Here is a 17,522-nt window from a genome sequence, read left to right as displayed (position 1 = left end):
TTTTTCTTGGCCCGAGGAGGATAATTGCCCATGCTGTCCGTCACACCAGTCTATGCCGCATTGCTGGCAATCCTGTTTATCGCTCTCAGCGTCAAGGTCATCAGCCAGCGGCGCAGCGACAAGATTTCCTACGGCGACGGCGGGAATACAGCGATGCTCAAGGTGATGCGGACGCATTCCAACTTTGTCGAATACACCCCCTTCGCCCTGCTGTTGATCGCGATGGCCGAATTGCAGGGGGCCGGTGGGCTGCTGCTGAACCTGCTGGGCCTGACATTGCTGAGCGGTCGTCTGTTGCACGCCTATGGATTCGGACGCAGCCCGCAGATCGTCATTCTGCGCCAGATCGGGATGCTGCTGACGTTCGCTGCGATTCTGGTGGCCGCCATCGCGAATCTCGTACTGGCACTGTGATCCGATAGGCGGGACTTACCCCGCCAGCACCCGCGTTTCGACCTGCGGTGCATCCCTCAGGACAGGCTCAACCTCACCCAGCCTGTCCTTCTCCGGTAAACAAAGTGCCGATGTCAGCACGATTAGCGCTGCCAGCAGGGCCATCTTCATATCTGCAATCCGTGTCATTTCCTCTCCTCGAACCCTCTTGTTTTTTAATGGTCTATGACTTCAACGCGCCGCCCCCCGATTTCCGTCGAAAGATTTTTCCGCCTTTTTGTGTTTTTCCGCTTGCAGCCCCGCGTGGGAATTTATACATCCCTCCTCACTCAACGGCGCGGGCGTAGCTCAGGGGTAGAGCATAACCTTGCCAAGGTTAGGGTCGGGCGTTCGAATCGCCTCGCCCGCTCCATTGAGAGGTCTTCGGACCAGCATATGTATCTGATGCGGGCGTAGCTCAGGGGTAGAGCATAACCTTGCCAAGGTTAGGGTCGGGCGTTCGAATCGCCTCGCCCGCTCCAGATACCACACTTTCCAAACATGCTGGTTCTTCATGAGGCGTTGCGTCATTCTGGCTGCATTGCGCAACACGGGGTTCACTCATGTCTGAATACGTTATCCGCCCTCTCACCGCTGACGAGTTGCAGCAAGCCGTGGATTGGGCCGCGCGCGAGGGCTGGAATCCCGGCCATCATGATGCCTCTTGTTTCCACAGCACGGATACTGACGGGTTTCTGGGCGGATTTCTGGATGGTGAAATGATCGCCTCAATCTCGGTGGTACATTACGACGATGGGTTTGCTTTCCTTGGGTTCTACATCGTTCGCCCCGAGTTTCGCGGCGCTGGACACGGGCTGAAGCTCTGGCAGCGTGCATTGTCCAATTGCACTGCACGCAACGTCGGGCTGGATGGGGTTGTCGATCAGCAGCACAACTATCGCAAATCGGGTTTTGCCTTTGCGTACAACAATTACCGTTTCACCGGGACCGTAGGCGACATTAAGCGGACATTGACTAGGTCGGCTGGCACTGAAGCTTTGACTGCGGTTTCAAATGAGTTGAAGGCGTATGACCGCCAGCTGTTTCCGACCGCGCGTGACACATTTCTGCAGGGCTGGATCAGTGCACCTGGCCATGTTTCCCGCGTGTATTCCGAGGACGGGCAGATCAAGGGCTCTGCCACTCTGCGCCCGTGCAGGGTCGGCTACAAGGTCGGGCCGCTATTCGCGGACCGCGCAGACATTGCCGAATCCTTGCTGGCCAGCCTGTTGGAAACATTGGCCGAGGATCAAAGCAGGCAAGATGTCTATATCGACATACCCCAACCCAACCAGGCTGCCTTTGCTTTGGCGGCAAAACTTGGGTTAGAGAAGGTCTTTGAAACGGCGCGGATGTATTCAGACCACGAGCCCGATGTCGACCTGAACCGGATCTTTGGCGTAACCACGTTCGAACTGGGTTAGAACGCCTTGAAGGTCATCGTGGTCAGCGACCGTTCGATGTTCGGAATCACCAGCAGGTTTTCGTTGATGAAATGACCCACATCCTCGGTTTCGGGGATGTAGAGCTTCAGCAGCAGGTCATATTCACCACTGGTCGAATATAGCTCGGAGTGGATTTCGCGCAGCGCGATTTCCTCGGCAACCTTGTAGGTGGAGCCGGGTTTACAGCGGATCTGGATGAAAACGCAGGTGGACATGGGCCGGGCCTTGTTTGTTGACTTGTCCGCAGGCTGGCATGGGCCGCGTCCGGGTGCAATCCCCTGCAACAGTTTGCGGTGATTGCGACGGGTGGTCTGGAAAAGCCCGCCCTTCCCCGTCTATAAGCGCGCCTGTAGCAAAAGGAATTCGCCCATGCGCAGCGCAAAGATCAGCCGTCAGACCGCCGAGACCGAGATCTCGGTCGAGGTCAATCTGGACGGCACCGGCACCTATGACAACCAGACCGGCGTTGGCTTCTTTGACCACATGCTGGACCAGCTTGCGCGCCATTCGCTGATCGACATGACGATCCGCGCCAAGGGCGATTATCACATCGACGACCACCACACGGTCGAGGATACCGGCATCGCGCTGGGTCAGGCGCTGACACAGGCCCTGGGCGACAAGAAGGGCATTCGACGGTATGGCGAGTGCCACCTGCCGATGGACGACGCACAGGTCCGTTGCGCGCTGGACCTGTCGGGCCGACCGTTCCTGATCTGGAACGTGGATCTGCCGACACCCAAGATCGGCACGTTCGACACCGAATTGGTGCGCGAGTTCTTCCAGGCGCTGTCCACCCATGGCGGCATCACCCTGCATATCGATCAGTTGCACGGGTTCAACAGCCACCACATCGCCGAGGCTGCCTTCAAGGCCGTCGCCCGCGCCTTGCGGCTGGCGGTGGAAACCGACCCGCGGAAGGCGGATGCGATTCCGTCCACCAAAGGCGCGCTGTAAATGCTGACCGCCATCATTGATTACGAGAGCGGTAACCTGCACTCGGCCGAAAAGGCATTTCAACGCATGGCGTGCGAGGTGGGCGCGGGCGAGGTTGTCGTGACCTCGGACGCGGATGTCGTCGCACGGGCGGACCGGTTGGTTCTGCCCGGTGACGGTGCTTTTCCGGCCTGCGCCGCCGAACTGCGCGGCCACAAGGGTATCTATGACGCGATGGTCGAGGCGGTCGAACAGAAAGGCCGCCCGTTTCTGGGCATCTGCGTCGGGATGCAGTTGATGGCTTCAAAGGGTCACGAATACACCGACACGGACGGTCTGTGCTGGGTTGCCGGTGACGTGGTGCGGATCGAACCTTCGGACCGGGCGCTGAAAGTCCCGCATATGGGCTGGAACGATCTGGTTTTGGAATGCGGACATCCCGTTTTCGACGGGGTGAAATCTGGTGATCACGCCTATTTCGTCCACTCCTACCATTTCCGCGTCAGCGATCCTGCGCAGCGGCTGGCCTATGTGGATTATGGGCAAGAGGTCACGGCCGTGATCGGCCGCGACACGATGGTTGGGATGCAGTTCCACCCGGAAAAAAGCCAGGATGTGGGCCTGCGCATGATCGGGAACTTCCTGACCTGGGCTCCGTAAAGCCTACTGAATGCGCGTCCAGGTCTGTCCACGGCAGACCAGACCACCCGCGACACACCCCTTGACGGTCAGCTCGTTCTGGCTGTCGAGGGTCATTTTCGAGTTATAGGTCTTGTCCCGGTCCGGCGCCCAGATCTTGCCGTTGGCATAGCTGCCGTCACCCTCGGGCTCCATGTCCCAGATGATCTGCTTGCCCAGGTTTTCATACGCCAGCTGCTGATTGCCGGATTTGTCAAAGGCGCTGTCGATGGTGCCGCAGATCGCGCTGCCGCAGGGCGCGATCGTGACATGCAAATACCCGCCTTCGTCGCCGGGCTGTGTTTTCCACAGACCATCGGCCGGATCAGCGAAAGACGCCGTTGCCAGAACAGCAATGCCTGCCGCAAGAGTAATTTTCTTCATGATTTCCTCCCTGTTTTGCCGTCAGTCTGACGGGCGGAACCAAACTGGGCAAGAATGACTTAGCGTCGCGTTGCATCCCCTGCCCTGCCTGTGCGATATCCCGCGCGTGTAACACTGATATAGGGCCGCCGATCATGATCCTTTACCCCGCCATCGACCTCAAAGACGGCCAGGCCGTGCGCCTGCTGCGCGGAGAAATGGACAAGGCAACCGTGTTCAACGAAGACCCTGCCGCGCAAGCCCGCGCATTCGTCGAGGCGGGCTGCGAATGGCTGCACCTTGTCGACCTGAACGGAGCTTTCGCGGGTGAGCCGGTGAACGCAGCCCCGGTCGAAGCCATCCTGAAAGCCTGCGACGTCCCCGCCCAGTTGGGTGGCGGCATCCGCGATATGGCCACGATCGAGACCTGGATCGGCAAGGGACTGGCCCGGGTGATTCTGGGCACCGTCGCGGTGGAAAACCCAGATCTGGTGCGTGAGGCCGCGCGAGAATTCCCCGACAAGGTTGCCGTGGGCATCGACGCCCGCAACGGTATGGTCGCCACCAAAGGCTGGGCCGAGGAAACCGATGTGCAGGTCACCGATCTGGCCCGCAGCTTCGAAGACGCGGGCGTTGCCGCCATCATCTATACCGACATCCACCGCGACGGCGCGATGCAAGGTCCGAATATCGAAGCCACCGCCGATCTAGCCCGCGCCGTGTCGATCCCGGTGATTGCCTCGGGCGGCGTCAGCTCATTGGACGATCTGATCGCCCTGCGGGATTGCGGTGTGGAGCTGAACGGCGCGATTTCAGGCCGGGCGCTCTATGATGGCGCGATTGACCTGAAAGAGGCCATTCGCGCCCTGAGCTAAGTTACTGCGCGGCGACCGAAGTCAGCTTGGCCAACGCGCCGCGCATCTTTTCAATTACGGGGGAGTTTTCGACGGCGTCCAGCTCGTCCATGGTCTCTTTCGGGTCTTCATAGGCCAGCAAGACCTGACCGTTTTCATCCGCGTAGGCCTGCACTTTCAGCGGTAGGAACAGACCGGCACGCGGGTCGATCTGCATGGCAGGCGTTCCCAGTGCCGGGTTGCCGAAGATCAGAACCTGATTGGCCGGAATGGTCAGCCCGACCTTTTCAGCGCCCGCCGCGTGATCAATACGTGCAAACACTGTCGCGCCCGCGTTGCCAACGGCTGCCTCTAGGGCATCCATCGCCTCTGGTACGGATTTGGCGGTGTTCACTTTTATGATGTCGTCTGCCATTGCGGTGACAGCCCCACCAATTACAAAAACGGTTGTCAAAAAGAGTTTACGCATCTCATTGATCTCCTGATGAATTTGGGGACAGTCTCCACAGGATTGAGAGATGTGGCAATCACATCTCCGGCATCGGCGGGGCTTTGCCGGTTCTGGCCATCACCATAACTGCCGCAACCTGCGCGCCTGCCGATCGATCTCAAATCGTGAACATTTCCGCGCAAACGCGCCGAGTTTCCACTGATCAGCCGCAAATTGGTCAAGATTAACCAATACGGCTGGACCGCTATCTTATACCGGAACCTTACTCGTGTTCTATTCGAACGCATAGCAGCCGACAGAGAATTGGCGCTATTACGCTCCGGTCATCGGTTTTTGCGCGTCAATTTTCGTCAGCGCCAGCTTGCTGTTCTTTGTTCAGCCGCTGCTTGCCAAGCTCATGTTGCCCAAAATCGGCGGGACTCTGGCGGTCTGGACCACCGCCATGCTGTTTTTCCAGCTGATGCTGATCCTTGGGTATCTGTATGCCCATATGCTGACCCGCTGGTTTACCCCGCGGTGGCAACTTGTGACACATCTGGCGCTGTAGCTGCTGGCGCTTGGCTTTCTGCCCCTGGCCACACAAGAAGGCTGGAGGTTCGATTCCTCGCAATCCATTGCCCTGCAAACACTTTTACTGTTTGCAGCGGGCGTTGGGGTTCTATTTGCGGTGTTGTCCGCAAACGCACCGCTGCTGCAGGCGTGGTATTCTCGGTCCGGCGGGCCATCAGCCAATGACCCCTATTTTCCTGCATGCGGCCAGCAATGTCGTCTCGCTATTGGTTCTGCTGACCTTTCCACTGATTGCCGATCCTTTTTATGGCGCGCGGGATATAAGCCTGTTCTGGTCCGCAGGCTTTGTCGTTTTTGGCGTTCTGCTGGCCATCAGTGGAGTGATTGCGCTGCGCGGCCCGTCATGCACCATCCTTCCACAAGAACCACGCGGGATCAGCGGCTCTCTCAACGCAAAGACAATTGCCACCTGGGTTTTCATTGCCTTTGTGCCATCGTCGCTGATGCTGGCCACCACAACCAAGCTCAGCATTGACCTGGGGTCCAACCCTTTGATCTGGGTCGTGCCGCTGGCCACCCATATCCTGACCTTCATTCTTGCTTTCGCAAAACGGCAACCGAACACGTTGGAGAGCCTGAAAACCCCGGTTCTGTTCGCCATGGCAATCGGTGTGGCCCTGCTGTTCAGACTAGGGTCCGCACAACTGCCCCTGGCTGCGATGCTGGTTTATATACCGCCAATCTGTTTGCGCACCGATTGCTCTATGAGATGCGGCCGCCCGCCAAGCACCTGACGATCTTCTACGTCGCCCTCTCGGTCGGCGGTGCTTGTGGCGGGCTGTTCAACTCGATCATCGCACCAGCTGTATTTGACCTAGAGATCGAATTCGCCCTGCCCCTTCTTACCGCCGGGGGGCTGTTCCTGATTCAGTCTGGCGCTATCATCCTTCGTCAGGTCCTGCTGGGCGTTGCCGCCGCTGCTCCACTTGCTTTCCTGATCTGGGAACTGAACCAAGGGAACACAAATGATGCCAACACATTGCCCGCGACCGCAGCTTTTTCGGAACACATGCGGTGTATGATCGCGACGGTTTTCGGGTCTACACGAACGGCGCCACGATTCAAGGCGGGCAAAGGTTGACCTCGCCCGGTATCCGTCCTGTCGGGTCATCTTGCTATCATCCGAACGGCCCGATAGCCGAAGTCCTGACTTCGGAATACGGGCGGGCCTCGGACAAAATCGGTATCGTCGGCCTCGGGACCGGTGCGCTGGCTTGCTATCGACAGCCTCATCAAACCTGGAAATTTTTCTAGATCGATGAGACCGTCGACCGGATCGCCCGCAATCCGGAATTGTTCACCTACATGTCAGACTGCGCCCCGGGGTCGACTACCCATTTGGGGGATGCGCGGATCATATTGGCGCATCAGGAATTCGCTTTCGATATCTTGGTGCTGGACGCCTACAGCTCGGACGCCATACCGCTTCACCTGATCACTCTGGAAGCGATCCAGACTTATATGAGCCGGTTGAACCCGGACGGGACTTTGGCCTTCCACATCTCCAACAAATTCTACGATCTGGCCCCGCAACTGGCCCGGGCTGCTGAAACGCTTGGTCTGCACGCGGCAATCAAGTGGGGTACGATCGACGAAGAGGCCCAGCGGCAGGGCGCCGCGAACTCGCTTGTCGCCATCCTGAGCCGCGACGAAAACCGCATCAATGCGTTCATCGACGCGAGGGGTCGGCATCCCATGATCGCCGATGGCGAGAACGCCTGGACAGACGACAAGGCCAATCTGCTCTTGGCGCTCAGGATGTTGGCGCAGAACTAGCCCCACACGCGTTGCGGCGTCGCGAATTCAAATCTCTCGGCACTGGCATCGGCGGGGCTTTGTCGGTAGAGGTGCGGCAACAAAGGACGCCGACATGCTGAAAACCCGCATCATTCCCTGTCTTGATGTCGCCGATGGCCGCGTGGTCAAGGGCGTGAATTTCGTAGGCCTGCGCGACGCGGGCGACCCGGTAGAATCGGCCAAGGCCTATGACGCCGCCGGTGCGGACGAAATCTGTTTCCTGGACATCCACGCCACCCATGAAAACCGCGGCACCATGTTCGACGTCGTGCAGCGCACGGCCGAGCAGTGCTTTGTCCCCCTGACGGTCGGTGGCGGCGTGCGCACCAAGGATGACGTGCGCGCCCTGCTGCTGGCGGGCGCCGACAAGGTCAGCTTCAACTCGGCCGCCGTGGCCAACCCGGATGTGATCGCGGACTCGGCAGATCAGTTCGGCAGCCAGTGCATCGTCTGCGCTATTGACGCCAAGACCGTCAGACCCGGCAAGTGGGAGATTTTCACCCATGGCGGCCGCAAACCCACCGGCATCGACGCGGTGGAGTTCGCCAAAACCGTTGTCGCAAAAGGCGCGGGTGAGATTCTGCTGACCTCGATGGATCGCGACGGCACCAAGGCGGGGTTCAACCTGCCGCTGACCCGGGCCATTTCCGACGCGGTGGACGTTCCCGTGATCGCCTCGGGCGGCGTGGGCAATCTGGACCATCTGGTCGAGGGTGTGACCGAAGGCGGGGCCAGCGCGGTGCTTGCCGCCTCGATCTTTCATTTCGGCGAATACACCATCCGCGAGGCCAAGGAACACATGGCCGCCGCAGGCATCCCCATGAGGCTGACATGAGCATTCTGCACGATCTGGCCGCCACGATTGAGGCCCGCAAAGGCGCCGACCCCGACTCCAGTTGGACCGCCAAGCTGCTTGCCAAAGGCCCCGAGAAATGTGCCGAGAAATTTGGGGAAGAAGCCATTGAAGCCATCATCGAAGCCGTCAAGAACGACAAGGCAGGGCTGACGGCCGAGGCTGCGGATGTGCTCTATCACCTGCTGGTCATGCTGGCTGCGCGGGACGTGGCGCTGGATGACGTTCTGGCCGAACTGGCACGCCGCCAGGGCATCAGCGGCATCGCTGAAAAAGCCGCGCGCCCCAAGGGGTAAGCCACGGGGTTTCGTCCCCCCGCCCTACCCTTTATGATCAGGCCTCACGGTCCACAGATCGAAGGGCAAATAATGATCCGAGCTTTGGCCATTGTTCTGGCCCTTGTGACGCTAGGCGCGTGTTCCGCCCCTCCACCATCCTCGGGGGATGAAGTTCAGCGGTTGGCGACTGAAATCCGCAGCCTCGGCCCGGATATCGACCCGGAAGAGGCCGACCGCGCCGCCCGTATCGCCTATTCCTATACCGCGCAGCTGGTGCAGGAATATGAGATCACCGACCCTCCGCTGATCCATAACGCCAAGGTCAACAAGGGCCTGCGCCCGCGCGGGCTTTGCTGGCACTGGGCCGAGGATATCGAGCGCCGGCTGAAGCAAGAGAACTTCCAGACGCTGGACCTGCACCGCGCCATTGCCAATGCGGACAACCCGTTCAGAATCGACCACAGCACGGCCATTATCGGCCGCAAGGGTGAGACGATGTATGACGGCGTGGTACTGGACCCGTGGCGCTATGGCGGGGTGCTGTTCTGGTCTCCGCTGGTTGAAGACACGAAATACGAATGGGTGCCGCGTGACGTCGTTTTGGAAAAGCGCCGGGTGGAGCAATACGGTGAGCTGTTGCCTTATGTCGGCGGCTAGATTTTGGACGAGATCACACCGGTCGCAAATCCACCCATGCGTAGCTCTCCGAACAGGCGTTGATATTCGATCTTGGGGCAGCGGTTCATGATCGCATCCACGCCGCGCGCCTGCGCTTTGGCGGCGGCGTCAGGGTTTTCGACACCGATTTGCATCCAGACCGTGCGCAGGTTCGGAAAAGCGGCCAGCGCCTCATCGACAATCGGCGGCACCGCCTCGGAGCGGCGGAAGATATCGACCATGTCCACCGGTTCGGAAATCTCGGACAATGAGGCCCGGACGGTCTGACCAAACAGTTCGGTCCCGGCATGGCCCGGATTGACCGGGATGACCGTATATCCTTTCAACGACAGATACCGCGCCACGTAATAGCTGGGCCGCACCGGGTTCATCGACACGCCGACCACGGCGATCACCTTGGTGCGCTGCAGGATGTCTTTCAGGTATGCGTCGGAATAGTCGCTCATGCGGGCACCCTAATCCGAGCCTGCCAAAGAAAAAAGCGCCCAGGTCGAACCTGAGCGCCAGTTGTTGGAACGAGGGACAGTGAAATGACCCGCGGCAGTTCCGTTCCGCGGTCACTGTGACATTTAGGCATAAGTTGGGAGAAAAAAAGAGGGCGCGCGCATTTTTGTGATGACACGTCACAAAAAGCGGAACTCCGCCTATTGCTCGTACAGAACAACGGGCCAGTGCGCCTCGGCCATGCGGATGTATTCGGCCGTCGCTTCGCGCCACATCTCTTCGATCTCAGGCGAGTGTGTCAGGTACAGACGGCCATCAACCACCTGCCAAGCCATCGGGTCCGTACCGACCAGTGTCCCATTGGCCATGGCATATGCACAATAGCCTCCAAATTGGGGTGCAAAGGCGCGCGGGTCACGTTCGAACGCCTCACGGTTCTCATCCGAGGCAAAGTGCCATTCGGCCCCCTTCCAAACGACCGCGTATTCCGGCAGGCCCAGTACCGGCGCGTCGCTTCTGAAATAAGACACCGGATCATACCCCGCCAAGGCGGCACCGTCAGCCTCATAGTACACGGGCACCTCCTGCGCCGTCGCGGCAGGAGCGATCAAAACGGCGGCCATCGCGCCAAGAAGGAAACGTCGGGTCAGCATAACGGTATTCGGATTTCAGACATCAGGGTCTCAAGATGCAATTTTTACGGCCCAGTGAAACCCCATTTAACGGGGTTGTGATCACCTGTGTCGCCTGGACGTCACGTCAGTCGAAGATATCCTCGATGACATCCCATGCCTCATCGAACACGCGCGAGAACATAGTCTTCTTCTTTTTCGGCTTCTTTTTTTTGCGGTATCCCGCCGCGTTTGCGGTGTCGCGCTTTGCCTTGCCCTCGGACAGTTTGCGCTTGGGCACCATTTTGAGGTCATGCAACGGCGCACCGCAACTGGAGCAGCTCAGCTCGTGACGCTGCTTGCCCTTCAGAACCAGCGCAGCGCGGGTCCCGCAATAGCAGCAGGTGGCGATTTTCGACGGGCTGGAAATGGGACTCTCCTGTCTATCTGTGCCTTGAGGCATATAGGGCGATTGCCGCCGCATTTGAGACGTTGAGCGAGCCAAATCCACCGGCTGCGTCGATTTTCACCAATCGATCAACGGTTTCCTTGGTTTTCTGCCGCAAACCCGGCCCCTCGGCCCCCAAGACCAACGCAACAGGCTGGTCCAGCTTTCCACCCAAGGTCGATTCGATGGTGTCGTCGGCCTCACCATCCAAGCCCAGCACCAGAAAGCCCATGTTCTGCAATTCCACGATCGCGTCCGCAAGATTGCGGACCCGCAGATAAGGTTGCCGTTCCAGCGCGCCGCTTGCCGTTTTGGCCAGCGCACCGGTTTCCGGCGCAGAATGGTGCCGCGTACCGATCACCGCACTGGCCCCCAGAACCTCGGCCGAGCGCAGAATCGCCCCGACATTGTGCGGATCAGTCACCCGATCCAGCAGTATCACGCGCGGATGTTCGCGCCCGATGCAATTCTCGGCCAACCCGCCCCAGTCCAACGGCTTGACCTCAAGCGCGGCGCCCTGATGGACAGAGCCCGGGTCAATCGGCGCGGTGAATTTGCGCGGATCGACCAATTCGGCCTCGATCCCTGCAAATTCAATCGCTTCGGCCAGTTTATCCTGCGCATTGCGCGTCACGATCAGGCGCAGTTTCTGCCGGTTGGGGTTCATCAGCGCATCGCGCACGGCGTGCAGACCGAACAGCCAGACGGTTTCCGCAGCGGCCGCTTTGCGCGCCTGTTCCTTTTCAACGACCCACTTGGGTTTCTTCATTTCTTGGGCCTCCGGGCCGGGAATTCGGTTTCCTGCGTCAAAGCCGTATTTTCCTGTTGACGCTCCTTTAAGGCGCTAGTAATCACGCCTCCACGTCAGGTGCAACGCCTGACAGTGGGCGACAGGCCGCAAGGTGTGGCAGGGGACTGTAACTCCCTCGCGGAGACGCACGCCTGGTTCGATTCCAGGGTCGCCCACCATCTTCCTCAGATGGTGACAAAGTGCAACGGCCGTTAATTCGGCAGGCATTCCCATTCTGCGACCACCTGATTTCCCCGAACCGCCAGCATGGTTCCGAGTTGATTCAGCACCGCCTCGCTTTGGGTCGGGCGCAGTATGGCAATATCTCCGGGTGTGACCATGGCCGGGCATGGCCCTGTCCAGACCTCCTGATTGCTGGAGCGACCAAAGATCGTGGAATAGCGGAACCTCTTGGGAAAGACGGGATGTGCCAGAAAATGCCCGCCGAACACGGCGATATCAGTTCTGGTTCGCCATAGAAAATCCAAACCGGGCAGCGGATTACCCGGCATCGCCTTAAGAACTGGCGTGGCAATGAAAGCCGCGGGCTGGAACATTTGTGTTGCAGGGTGATCGAAATCGCTTGGCTTGACCAGAACAGAACCAAAGGCGACCTCGGTGGCGCCGCTGTTAGCCCTATAAGACTGAAAGGTCAGGCTGCCGCCTGTGTTCAGGCACAGCCCTTCCCCGCCCCTGGGCAAGCTGGAAACCGCGCGCCGGAAAGCATCCGCGCTGGATCGAACCGCGCGTTTTCTCAAAAATCCCGGCAGCTTGGCCAGATGCGCCTCGTACCCCATCATGCCCGACAGGCGCGCGTTGGGGTAGGCGTCGATTTCCTGAGCTATATCCGCGACCTGTTCCGGCAGAAACCCTCCGCGATGCAGGCCTATATCGACCTCAAGCGACAAGCGGAGGGCGGATTGCTTGGCTGCCGCAAGCGCCAGGTAATCCCGCAACCGGCCCGGCGTGTCGATCAGCCACTGAACGCACGCCGCAGCCTCCGGGCACGCGGCCAGAACCCGCGCGGCCGAACTGACCGGCAGTGGTTTGCCGATCAAGTGATCCGTTTTGGGCTCGGCCCGCAAAAGTGCCAGCAGCATCGGTTCGGAAAAAGTCATCAGGCCCGAGGTCGAAATCCGCCCCCGGATATGATCCAGCAGCGGCAGACAGGGCAGAGACTTGGCGACCAGCCGGCGATCCAACCCGGCATCGGCCCCGCTGACGGCAAGGGCGCAGTTTGCCTCCAACCGATCCAGATCAACCACGGTGACCGGTTTGTCCACTCCATAGGCCCGCAGCGTGTCGCACAGGGTTTGCAGGTATTCAGTCATGGTCGAAACAGCTTGGCCAAAGCGGGGGTCAGGAACTTGCCGCCCGGGTCAAGCTGTTCCCGCAACACACAGAAGCGGTCGAAATCCGGGTATATGCCCGACAGTTCCTTGTAGGTCAGACTGTGCATCTTGCCCCAGTGCGGGCGCCCACCCGCCTCGACGAAGACAGGCTCCAGCGCGTCGAAACAGCGGCGATGGTTTTCATTGGCATCCGAGTGCACTGCAATCGAAATCCGCGGCCCGCCCTGAAACGGAGACAGGCAGGCCGTGTCGCCTGCGGTCTGGCGCACTTCAATCGGGAAATAGATATCCTTGTGATCGCGGTGAAGGCGGGTGATGACCTCTTGCAGCACGTCCCCGGCCACATCGGGCGGCAGGTGGTACTCCATCTCGTTGAAGCGAATATGCCGGTCGCTGCACAGTACTCGCCAACTTTCGCCGACATAGTCTTCGTCCGAGTGCGCCATGGTCAGCAACTTCAGCAGCATACTGCGCAACCCGCCACTAAACCGGCCTGCGTTGCGCGCGAGCTTCAGCACCTTGACGGCGATCATGTCCAGATCACGCGGCACCGCCCCCTCGGGCGAGTCAGTCAGGTCGTGGCGGATTTCGACCGCCTTGCCGGTGAAGGGAATGTAGAAGAACTCAAAATTCCGGTTCTGCGTCCAGTTTTGGTGCATGTCGGCCAGACTATCCTGCAGATCGGCCAATCGCACCCGGCGGCGCAGGTTGTACTTGGGCACGATCGAGATTTGCGCCTCGGTCAGAATGCCCAGCATTCCCAGCGTGACCTGCGCCATCTCAAGCGGGATGTCGTTGGTGGACAGGACATCTCCGCCTGCGGTGACCAGCTTCGCGGCGGTGATTTCAGCGGCAAGACACGGTAGCGTCCGCCCGGTGCCATGTGTTGCGGTCGAGGCTGCCCCGGCCAGAGATTGTGCGTTGATATCGCCGAGGTTGCGAAAGGCCAGCCCCTGCGCGGCCAGCGCCGGAGACAGATCCCGCAGCCGCGCATTTGCGTTGACCCAGATGCGGTCACCGTCCCTGTCGCCTAGCGTCGGCATGTCCAGCTTGGACAGGTCCACAATACACTCGCCACCCGCAACGATGGGCGTAAACGAATGCCCTGCCCCCACAACGCGCAGGCTGGACGATTCCGCCATCACCTGCTGCAGTTCGGCAATCGTGCCGGGGCGCGTGATCGCAGTCTCTGCGCGTTGGTTTCCGGCCCAGTTGGTCCACATGTGCTGTCTCCTCCCAGGTCGGAGGATTGCAGCACATGCAGGTCGAAACAAGTCAGGTTTACAGCGTGTTACCCAACGAAACTTACGTCAGGCTGCGGCTGCGCGCTGCGCCGTGACGCGGTCGAACCAATCGGTAACGGCCTCGACGCTGGGGGCGAGTTGTTCAGCCGCATCGCCGGTGAACTCCTGAAACTTTTCGCAGTTCAGGCCGTTCACACCGACAAGTACCGGGATCTCCTGCGCCAGCGCCTCGGCAATCACCGGGCGGAAACCGCGCCCGTCGGCCTCATGCTTGCCGAACTTGTTTATGATCAGCAACTGCGGCGAGTCCTCCAACGAGTTGGTGACATACCCCACAGCCTGTTCCAGCGCCGCCGGGTCCAGGCGGCAACCACGGGCGTGTTCACCCAGGGACTGCGAGATGCGGATGGTCTCTCCGTCCGGCAGCACGCGCACGTCCATGTCGCATTTGCTGCTGTCGGCGCATTCGGTGTTGGTTTGAACCACACCAGCTAGACGGGCACCCTTGGCCTGCAGATGTTCGGCAACGGCGCTCAGCAGGCGGTCGGTGGCGCCGCGTTCAGTGGTGGTGACATAGGCCAGATACATTCTGAGACCCTCGTATTATAACTGTGACATTCCAGATAGCACGCATGACCCTGCCCGGCCACTCCCCGCGTTACGGTAGCGGAGACAGGCCGATCACAGGTGCGTGCAGGTGAAGAAGAACCGCAAAAGCGGCAAGTGAAACCAGCCCAACCCACAGGCTGGGCCAGGGGTGCGGAGCCCGCAGCGAAAACCGCGCAGTATTGCGGGACAGTCGTGTCCATTCGATCCCCATATCGCGCGCCTTGCGGCGGTCGATCAGAGACATGCCCAGCACGGCAAAGCCCGCGAACAGACCAAACAGTATGACATGCGACAGGCTGCCATTGGCCAGCAAATGCGCCAGCGCCCACAACATCAGCGCCGCCAGCAAAGGGTGACGCGTTGTGCGCAGTATGCCGGGGTTTTCCGGATCGAACGGACGGTGCCCCAACCCGCCGAACGAAAACGGATTCTGAATCGACATCCCCGCCACGGCCAGCCAGCACACAACCGGCATCACCAGCAACGGCATCCAGCGCAGAATTGGAAAAGGCGGGATAATCTCGACATAAGGTGCCTGCGCGGCAGCAACGATCAGCCAGCCGAGAACAAGCAGCGATAAAACAGAATAGGCGGCGAAATATCCCCTGCGCCCCATCACCTCGATCAACCGCCCGCGCATTGCGGGCCGCGCCGGAATCATGTGCGTCAGCAGGAATGTGACAAGTGCAGCAAGAAAAAGGCTCCAGCCCAGCATTGCAGTCTCCGTGAGTGTTGGCCCGGTTTAGGCGCCGAATGAAGGGGGGTCTTTGTCCGAAGTCAAGTCCGTCGCACAAGTGCTCCTCCACTCAGAACCAGTGCTTGCAACCCGGCAGCGAACACGCGACCCTGCCGTCGGAGGACCCCGATGCACGATTTCGACGACATATACTCCATGGCCGCCGATCGCCATGGCGGGCCTGACGCCCTGGAGGCAAAGCTGAGCAAACCCAAAAGCGTGGCCGAATTGGCCGCCATGCCGGATGACCGCTGGCTTTCGATCATCACCAAATGCATCTTTCAGGCCGGGTTCAACTGGAAAGTCATCGACAACAAGTGGGACGGGTTCGAGACCGCCTTTGACGCGTTCGACATTGGCCGTTGCGCCTTTATGGATGACGAGAAATTCGACTCGCTGTTGCAGGACACCCGCATCGTGCGCAATGGCACCAAGATTGCCACCGTCCGGGACAACGCGGCGTTTCTGCTGGAACTGCGGCAGGAAGGCGGGGTCGGTCAGGTTCTGGGCGGCTGGCCCTCGACCGACTATATCGGCCTGCTGGCGATGCTGGGCAAACGCGGATCACGGCTTGGCGGGGCCTCGGCCCAATACGCCATGCGCTTTGCCGGGCGGGACAGTTTCATCCTGTCGCGCGATGTCACCGCACGGTTGATTGCCGAGGGCGTGGTCGACAAAGCCCCCGGTTCGAGAAAGGCAATGGCGGCCGTGCAGGACGCCTTTAACACATGGATGGACCAATCCGGGCGATCGCTGACGGAAATAAGCCGCGTCTTGGCGATGAGCTTGTGAAAACCGGTTGCAGCGAGGGCGCTTCACATTAGGCTTCGAATATGGCCCGGCGCATTTTGATGACGTTTCTTTTCCTGCTCGCCTCCTGCGGTCGCCCGCTGACGGATCAAGAGCGCGCATTCGCCGGTGCCGTTCAGGGCGAGACATTGAATCTGGACCGCGTGCGCCTGGTCGAAGGCGCCCCCGTCGCGCCGATCACTTTCTACCGCAAGGAACGCCCGCGCCTCGCCTGCCGCGAACGTATCCTGCCGCCCCCGGCCGAAGGCATCGTGACCGCCAAACCCGCCGCCGTTGCCGTTTTCAACAAGATCTACTTCACGCGCGACTGGTATCTTGAGGACTACATGTCCGACTTCCCCGAACAGATGAATCTGATCGCGGCGATGCTGCTGGCGCATGAGCTAACCCATGTCTGGCAATGGCAGAACCGGGAAACCACCGGCTATCACCCGCTGCGGGCTGCAGCCGAACATGGCGGCAACAACGACCCGTATCTGTTCGATATCGAAACCTCGTCCGATTTCCTGTCCTACGGGTTCGAACAGCAGGGCGCGATTGTCGAAGAATATGTCTGCTGCCGGGCGCTGGACCCAATGGCGCCCCGCACCGAGCGCCTGCACGACATGCTTGGGGAGCATTTCGATCTGTCGCCTTTGCCGGACCAACGGCGCGAGCGCGACATCGTAATCCCCTGGGGCGGTGCCAAAATCGAAGGTATCTGCAGGTAGGGCCTATTGACCCTGCAAAGTCTGCAGATAGGCGACCAGATCCACAATCGGCTGGCTGGTCAGGATCGGTTGCCCCTCGGGCGTTTTCATCGAGGTGTCCTGACCGTCGAAATAAGGCCCATAGACCGGCATCGGGCTGCCGTGGCTGACCAGCGGGTCGCGCCCGTCGATCCGGGCCACGACACGGGCGGTTGGAAACACACCGTCTTCTCCGGCCAGTTTAGTCAGGTCGGCCGGTTGAATGACCAGCACCCCGGCCATTGGGCCGTATCCGGTGGCATCGATCCCATGACACGTCGCGCAGTAGTGCTGATACAGCTCGGCACCCATCTCGGCATCTTGGGCACCGGCTTGTGATGCCAGTGTCAGCAGGCCTATAGAAACAGCATTCCGCATCGGTCCAATCATCGCATCCTCCTGCCCAGATTGACAT

General features: G+C 60.0%; 27 protein-coding genes and 3 tRNA genes. 17 read left to right on the top strand and 13 right to left on the bottom strand.

Annotation, left to right across the window (positions count from 1 at the left end):
- The first annotated feature begins 30 nt into the window (after nt 1–30).
- Nucleotides 31–414 (top strand): MAPEG family protein, encoded by a 384-nt coding sequence (locus ACOQFT_RS18395; protein WP_421599322.1) that lies wholly within the window; start codon nt 31–33, stop codon nt 412–414.
- 15 nt (nt 415–429) lie between these two features.
- Here the strand turns inward: ACOQFT_RS18395 and ACOQFT_RS18390 are convergent, their stop codons facing one another.
- Nucleotides 430–582: a hypothetical protein gene (locus ACOQFT_RS18390; RefSeq protein WP_421599321.1), complete on the bottom strand. Its 153-nt coding sequence runs from the start codon at nt 580–582 to the stop codon at nt 430–432.
- 148 nt (nt 583–730) lie between these two features.
- Between ACOQFT_RS18390 and ACOQFT_RS18385 the strand changes: the two genes are divergently transcribed.
- The 3 genes from ACOQFT_RS18385 to ACOQFT_RS18375 all read left to right on the top strand — a co-directional run bounded on the left by ACOQFT_RS18385 (nt 731) and on the right by ACOQFT_RS18375 (nt 1,856).
- Nucleotides 731–805 (top strand) — tRNA-Gly (locus tag ACOQFT_RS18385).
- A 34-nt stretch (nt 806–839) separates the two neighbouring features.
- Nucleotides 840–914: transfer RNA gene (locus ACOQFT_RS18380), tRNA-Gly, on the top strand.
- An 81-nt stretch (nt 915–995) separates the two neighbouring features.
- Nucleotides 996–1,856, top strand: a complete 861-nt coding sequence (locus ACOQFT_RS18375) for a GNAT family N-acetyltransferase (protein ID WP_421599320.1) — start codon at nt 996–998, stop codon at nt 1,854–1,856.
- Here the strand turns inward: ACOQFT_RS18375 and ACOQFT_RS18370 are convergent.
- The gene (locus ACOQFT_RS18370; RefSeq protein WP_170615187.1) at nt 1,853–2,092 is read right to left on the bottom strand and encodes an Lrp/AsnC ligand binding domain-containing protein; all 240 of its coding nucleotides are present in this window, start codon (nt 2,090–2,092) and stop codon (nt 1,853–1,855) included. The two genes, ACOQFT_RS18375 and ACOQFT_RS18370, sit on opposite strands and share 4 nt — an antisense overlap.
- Before the next feature lie 154 nt (nt 2,093–2,246).
- On the opposite strand from ACOQFT_RS18370, the gene hisB reads away from it, so the two are divergent.
- On the top strand, nt 2,247–2,834 hold the full coding sequence (gene hisB, locus ACOQFT_RS18365) for an imidazoleglycerol-phosphate dehydratase HisB (RefSeq protein ID WP_209224983.1): 588 nt from the start codon (nt 2,247–2,249) through the stop codon (nt 2,832–2,834).
- Nucleotides 2,835–3,473: an imidazole glycerol phosphate synthase subunit HisH gene (gene hisH, locus ACOQFT_RS18360; RefSeq protein WP_421599319.1), complete on the top strand. Its 639-nt coding sequence runs from the start codon at nt 2,835–2,837 to the stop codon at nt 3,471–3,473.
- A 3-nt stretch (nt 3,474–3,476) separates the two neighbouring features.
- Here the strand turns inward: hisH and ACOQFT_RS18355 are convergent, their stop codons facing one another.
- Nucleotides 3,477–3,875 carry a DUF2147 domain-containing protein gene (locus ACOQFT_RS18355; protein WP_421599318.1) on the bottom strand — a complete coding sequence of 133 codons (399 nt, stop codon included), beginning with the start codon at nt 3,873–3,875 and terminating at the stop codon, nt 3,477–3,479.
- A 134-nt stretch (nt 3,876–4,009) separates the two neighbouring features.
- On the opposite strand from ACOQFT_RS18355, the gene hisA reads away from it, so the two are divergent.
- Nucleotides 4,010–4,729 (top strand): 1-(5-phosphoribosyl)-5-[(5-phosphoribosylamino)methylideneamino]imidazole-4-carboxamide isomerase, encoded by a 720-nt coding sequence (gene hisA / locus ACOQFT_RS18350; RefSeq protein ID WP_421599317.1) that lies wholly within the window; start codon nt 4,010–4,012, stop codon nt 4,727–4,729.
- A 1-nt stretch (nt 4,730) separates the two neighbouring features.
- Here hisA and ACOQFT_RS18345 read toward each other — a convergent pair whose 3' ends face one another.
- Nucleotides 4,731–5,177, bottom strand: coding sequence for a DUF302 domain-containing protein (locus ACOQFT_RS18345; RefSeq protein WP_421599316.1), 447 nt, complete (start codon nt 5,175–5,177; stop codon nt 4,731–4,733).
- 379 nt (nt 5,178–5,556) lie between these two features.
- On the opposite strand from ACOQFT_RS18345, the gene ACOQFT_RS18340 reads away from it, so the two are divergent.
- The 7 genes from ACOQFT_RS18340 (at nt 5,557) to ACOQFT_RS18310 (ending at nt 9,314) form a co-directional block, all read left to right on the top strand.
- Nucleotides 5,557–5,706, top strand: a complete 150-nt coding sequence (locus tag ACOQFT_RS18340) for a hypothetical protein (protein ID WP_421599315.1) — start codon at nt 5,557–5,559, stop codon at nt 5,704–5,706.
- A 184-nt stretch (nt 5,707–5,890) separates the two neighbouring features.
- On the top strand, nt 5,891–6,463 hold the full coding sequence (locus ACOQFT_RS18335; protein ID WP_421599314.1) for a hypothetical protein: 573 nt from the start codon (nt 5,891–5,893) through the stop codon (nt 6,461–6,463).
- On the top strand, nt 6,439–6,810 hold the full coding sequence (locus tag ACOQFT_RS18330) for a hypothetical protein (RefSeq protein WP_421599313.1): 372 nt from the start codon (nt 6,439–6,441) through the stop codon (nt 6,808–6,810). The genes ACOQFT_RS18335 and ACOQFT_RS18330 overlap by 25 nt, the downstream gene beginning before the upstream one ends.
- Before the next feature lie 224 nt (nt 6,811–7,034).
- The gene (locus tag ACOQFT_RS18325) at nt 7,035–7,505 is read left to right on the top strand and encodes a hypothetical protein (protein ID WP_421599312.1); all 471 of its coding nucleotides are present in this window, start codon (nt 7,035–7,037) and stop codon (nt 7,503–7,505) included.
- A 94-nt stretch (nt 7,506–7,599) separates the two neighbouring features.
- The gene (gene hisF, locus ACOQFT_RS18320; RefSeq protein ID WP_421599311.1) at nt 7,600–8,361 is read left to right on the top strand and encodes an imidazole glycerol phosphate synthase subunit HisF; all 762 of its coding nucleotides are present in this window, start codon (nt 7,600–7,602) and stop codon (nt 8,359–8,361) included.
- On the top strand, nt 8,358–8,675 hold the full coding sequence (locus tag ACOQFT_RS18315; protein ID WP_421599310.1) for a phosphoribosyl-ATP diphosphatase: 318 nt from the start codon (nt 8,358–8,360) through the stop codon (nt 8,673–8,675). The genes hisF and ACOQFT_RS18315 overlap by 4 nt, the downstream gene beginning before the upstream one ends.
- Before the next feature lie 72 nt (nt 8,676–8,747).
- Nucleotides 8,748–9,314 carry a hypothetical protein gene (locus ACOQFT_RS18310; protein ID WP_421599309.1) on the top strand — a complete coding sequence of 189 codons (567 nt, stop codon included), beginning with the start codon at nt 8,748–8,750 and terminating at the stop codon, nt 9,312–9,314.
- Here ACOQFT_RS18310 and ACOQFT_RS18305 read toward each other — a convergent pair.
- The 4 genes from ACOQFT_RS18305 to rlmB all read right to left on the bottom strand — a co-directional run bounded on the left by ACOQFT_RS18305 (nt 9,311) and on the right by rlmB (nt 11,607).
- Nucleotides 9,311–9,781 carry a CoA-binding protein gene (locus ACOQFT_RS18305; protein ID WP_421599308.1) on the bottom strand — a complete coding sequence of 157 codons (471 nt, stop codon included), beginning with the start codon at nt 9,779–9,781 and terminating at the stop codon, nt 9,311–9,313. The two genes, ACOQFT_RS18310 and ACOQFT_RS18305, sit on opposite strands and share 4 nt — an antisense overlap.
- 198 nt (nt 9,782–9,979) lie before the next feature.
- Complete coding sequence (locus ACOQFT_RS18300) at nt 9,980–10,432, bottom strand: YHS domain-containing (seleno)protein (protein WP_421599307.1); 453 nt, start codon at nt 10,430–10,432, stop codon at nt 9,980–9,982.
- Nucleotides 10,433–10,538: 106 nt separating this feature from the next.
- Nucleotides 10,539–10,853, bottom strand: coding sequence for a hypothetical protein (locus ACOQFT_RS18295; RefSeq protein WP_421599306.1), 315 nt, complete (start codon nt 10,851–10,853; stop codon nt 10,539–10,541).
- On the bottom strand, nt 10,834–11,607 hold the full coding sequence (gene rlmB, locus ACOQFT_RS18290; protein WP_421599305.1) for a 23S rRNA (guanosine(2251)-2'-O)-methyltransferase RlmB: 774 nt from the start codon (nt 11,605–11,607) through the stop codon (nt 10,834–10,836). The genes ACOQFT_RS18295 and rlmB overlap by 20 nt, the downstream gene beginning before the upstream one ends.
- A gap of 116 nt (nt 11,608–11,723) precedes the next feature.
- On the opposite strand from rlmB, the gene ACOQFT_RS18285 reads away from it, so the two are divergent.
- Nucleotides 11,724–11,807: transfer RNA gene (locus ACOQFT_RS18285), tRNA-Tyr, on the top strand.
- Nucleotides 11,808–11,840: 33 nt separating this feature from the next.
- Here the strand turns inward: ACOQFT_RS18285 and ACOQFT_RS18280 are convergent.
- The 4 genes from ACOQFT_RS18280 to ACOQFT_RS18265 form a co-directional block, all read right to left on the bottom strand.
- Nucleotides 11,841–12,959, bottom strand: a complete 1,119-nt coding sequence (locus tag ACOQFT_RS18280) for an alanine racemase (RefSeq protein WP_421599304.1) — start codon at nt 12,957–12,959, stop codon at nt 11,841–11,843.
- Nucleotides 12,956–14,203 (bottom strand): D-arabinono-1,4-lactone oxidase, encoded by a 1,248-nt coding sequence (locus ACOQFT_RS18275; RefSeq protein ID WP_421599303.1) that lies wholly within the window; start codon nt 14,201–14,203, stop codon nt 12,956–12,958. The genes ACOQFT_RS18280 and ACOQFT_RS18275 overlap by 4 nt, the downstream gene beginning before the upstream one ends.
- Nucleotides 14,204–14,290: 87 nt before the next feature.
- The gene (locus ACOQFT_RS18270; RefSeq protein ID WP_421599302.1) at nt 14,291–14,812 is read right to left on the bottom strand and encodes a DUF2478 domain-containing protein; all 522 of its coding nucleotides are present in this window, start codon (nt 14,810–14,812) and stop codon (nt 14,291–14,293) included.
- A 70-nt stretch (nt 14,813–14,882) separates the two neighbouring features.
- Entirely contained in the window at nt 14,883–15,548 is a 666-nt protein-coding gene (locus ACOQFT_RS18265) for an NnrU family protein (RefSeq protein WP_421599301.1), read from the bottom strand.
- A 150-nt stretch (nt 15,549–15,698) separates the two neighbouring features.
- Here ACOQFT_RS18265 and ACOQFT_RS18260 point away from each other — a divergent pair, with 150 nt between their 5' ends.
- Together ACOQFT_RS18260 and ACOQFT_RS18255 are read left to right on the top strand one after the other, a co-directional pair.
- Nucleotides 15,699–16,361 (top strand): DNA-3-methyladenine glycosylase I, encoded by a 663-nt coding sequence (locus tag ACOQFT_RS18260; RefSeq protein WP_421599300.1) that lies wholly within the window; start codon nt 15,699–15,701, stop codon nt 16,359–16,361.
- A 59-nt stretch (nt 16,362–16,420) separates the two neighbouring features.
- Nucleotides 16,421–17,089, top strand: a complete 669-nt coding sequence (locus tag ACOQFT_RS18255; protein ID WP_421599299.1) for a hypothetical protein — start codon at nt 16,421–16,423, stop codon at nt 17,087–17,089.
- Between the two features lie 3 nt (nt 17,090–17,092).
- On the opposite strand, the gene ACOQFT_RS18250 is transcribed toward ACOQFT_RS18255, so the two are convergent.
- The gene (locus tag ACOQFT_RS18250) at nt 17,093–17,497 is read right to left on the bottom strand and encodes a c-type cytochrome (protein WP_421599298.1); all 405 of its coding nucleotides are present in this window, start codon (nt 17,495–17,497) and stop codon (nt 17,093–17,095) included.
- Between the last annotated feature and the right edge of the window lie 25 nt (nt 17,498–17,522).

The organism is Ruegeria sp. MALMAid1280, assembly GCF_049195285.1.
GTDB lineage: Bacteria > Pseudomonadota > Alphaproteobacteria > Rhodobacterales > Rhodobacteraceae > Ruegeria.
This window is presented reverse-complemented; position numbering and strand designations above follow the sequence as displayed.

Coding starts and splice junctions, on each gene's coding strand:
- ACOQFT_RS18395 (WP_421599322.1), top strand. CDS start 31: ATGCTGTCCGTCACACCAGTCTATGCCGCATTGCTGGCAATCCTGTTT.
- ACOQFT_RS18390 (WP_421599321.1), bottom strand. CDS start 582: ATGACACGGATTGCAGATATGAAGATGGCCCTGCTGGCAGCGCTAATC.
- ACOQFT_RS18375 (WP_421599320.1), top strand. CDS start 996: ATGTCTGAATACGTTATCCGCCCTCTCACCGCTGACGAGTTGCAGCAA.
- ACOQFT_RS18370 (WP_170615187.1), bottom strand. CDS start 2,092: ATGTCCACCTGCGTTTTCATCCAGATCCGCTGTAAACCCGGCTCCACC.
- hisB (WP_209224983.1), top strand. CDS start 2,247: ATGCGCAGCGCAAAGATCAGCCGTCAGACCGCCGAGACCGAGATCTCG.
- hisH (WP_421599319.1), top strand. CDS start 2,835: ATGCTGACCGCCATCATTGATTACGAGAGCGGTAACCTGCACTCGGCC.
- ACOQFT_RS18355 (WP_421599318.1), bottom strand. CDS start 3,875: ATGAAGAAAATTACTCTTGCGGCAGGCATTGCTGTTCTGGCAACGGCG.
- hisA (WP_421599317.1), top strand. CDS start 4,010: ATGATCCTTTACCCCGCCATCGACCTCAAAGACGGCCAGGCCGTGCGC.
- ACOQFT_RS18345 (WP_421599316.1), bottom strand. CDS start 5,177: ATGCGTAAACTCTTTTTGACAACCGTTTTTGTAATTGGTGGGGCTGTC.
- ACOQFT_RS18340 (WP_421599315.1), top strand. CDS start 5,557: ATGTTGCCCAAAATCGGCGGGACTCTGGCGGTCTGGACCACCGCCATG.
- ACOQFT_RS18335 (WP_421599314.1), top strand. CDS start 5,891: ATGACCCCTATTTTCCTGCATGCGGCCAGCAATGTCGTCTCGCTATTG.
- ACOQFT_RS18330 (WP_421599313.1), top strand. CDS start 6,439: ATGCGGCCGCCCGCCAAGCACCTGACGATCTTCTACGTCGCCCTCTCG.
- ACOQFT_RS18325 (WP_421599312.1), top strand. CDS start 7,035: ATGTCAGACTGCGCCCCGGGGTCGACTACCCATTTGGGGGATGCGCGG.
- hisF (WP_421599311.1), top strand. CDS start 7,600: ATGCTGAAAACCCGCATCATTCCCTGTCTTGATGTCGCCGATGGCCGC.
- ACOQFT_RS18315 (WP_421599310.1), top strand. CDS start 8,358: ATGAGCATTCTGCACGATCTGGCCGCCACGATTGAGGCCCGCAAAGGC.
- ACOQFT_RS18310 (WP_421599309.1), top strand. CDS start 8,748: ATGATCCGAGCTTTGGCCATTGTTCTGGCCCTTGTGACGCTAGGCGCG.
- ACOQFT_RS18305 (WP_421599308.1), bottom strand. CDS start 9,781: ATGAGCGACTATTCCGACGCATACCTGAAAGACATCCTGCAGCGCACC.
- ACOQFT_RS18300 (WP_421599307.1), bottom strand. CDS start 10,432: ATGCTGACCCGACGTTTCCTTCTTGGCGCGATGGCCGCCGTTTTGATC.
- ACOQFT_RS18295 (WP_421599306.1), bottom strand. CDS start 10,853: ATGCCTCAAGGCACAGATAGACAGGAGAGTCCCATTTCCAGCCCGTCG.
- rlmB (WP_421599305.1), bottom strand. CDS start 11,607: ATGAAGAAACCCAAGTGGGTCGTTGAAAAGGAACAGGCGCGCAAAGCG.
- ACOQFT_RS18280 (WP_421599304.1), bottom strand. CDS start 12,959: ATGACTGAATACCTGCAAACCCTGTGCGACACGCTGCGGGCCTATGGA.
- ACOQFT_RS18275 (WP_421599303.1), bottom strand. CDS start 14,203: ATGTGGACCAACTGGGCCGGAAACCAACGCGCAGAGACTGCGATCACG.
- ACOQFT_RS18270 (WP_421599302.1), bottom strand. CDS start 14,812: ATGTATCTGGCCTATGTCACCACCACTGAACGCGGCGCCACCGACCGC.
- ACOQFT_RS18265 (WP_421599301.1), bottom strand. CDS start 15,548: ATGCTGGGCTGGAGCCTTTTTCTTGCTGCACTTGTCACATTCCTGCTG.
- ACOQFT_RS18260 (WP_421599300.1), top strand. CDS start 15,699: ATGCACGATTTCGACGACATATACTCCATGGCCGCCGATCGCCATGGC.
- ACOQFT_RS18255 (WP_421599299.1), top strand. CDS start 16,421: ATGACGTTTCTTTTCCTGCTCGCCTCCTGCGGTCGCCCGCTGACGGAT.
- ACOQFT_RS18250 (WP_421599298.1), bottom strand. CDS start 17,497: ATGATTGGACCGATGCGGAATGCTGTTTCTATAGGCCTGCTGACACTG.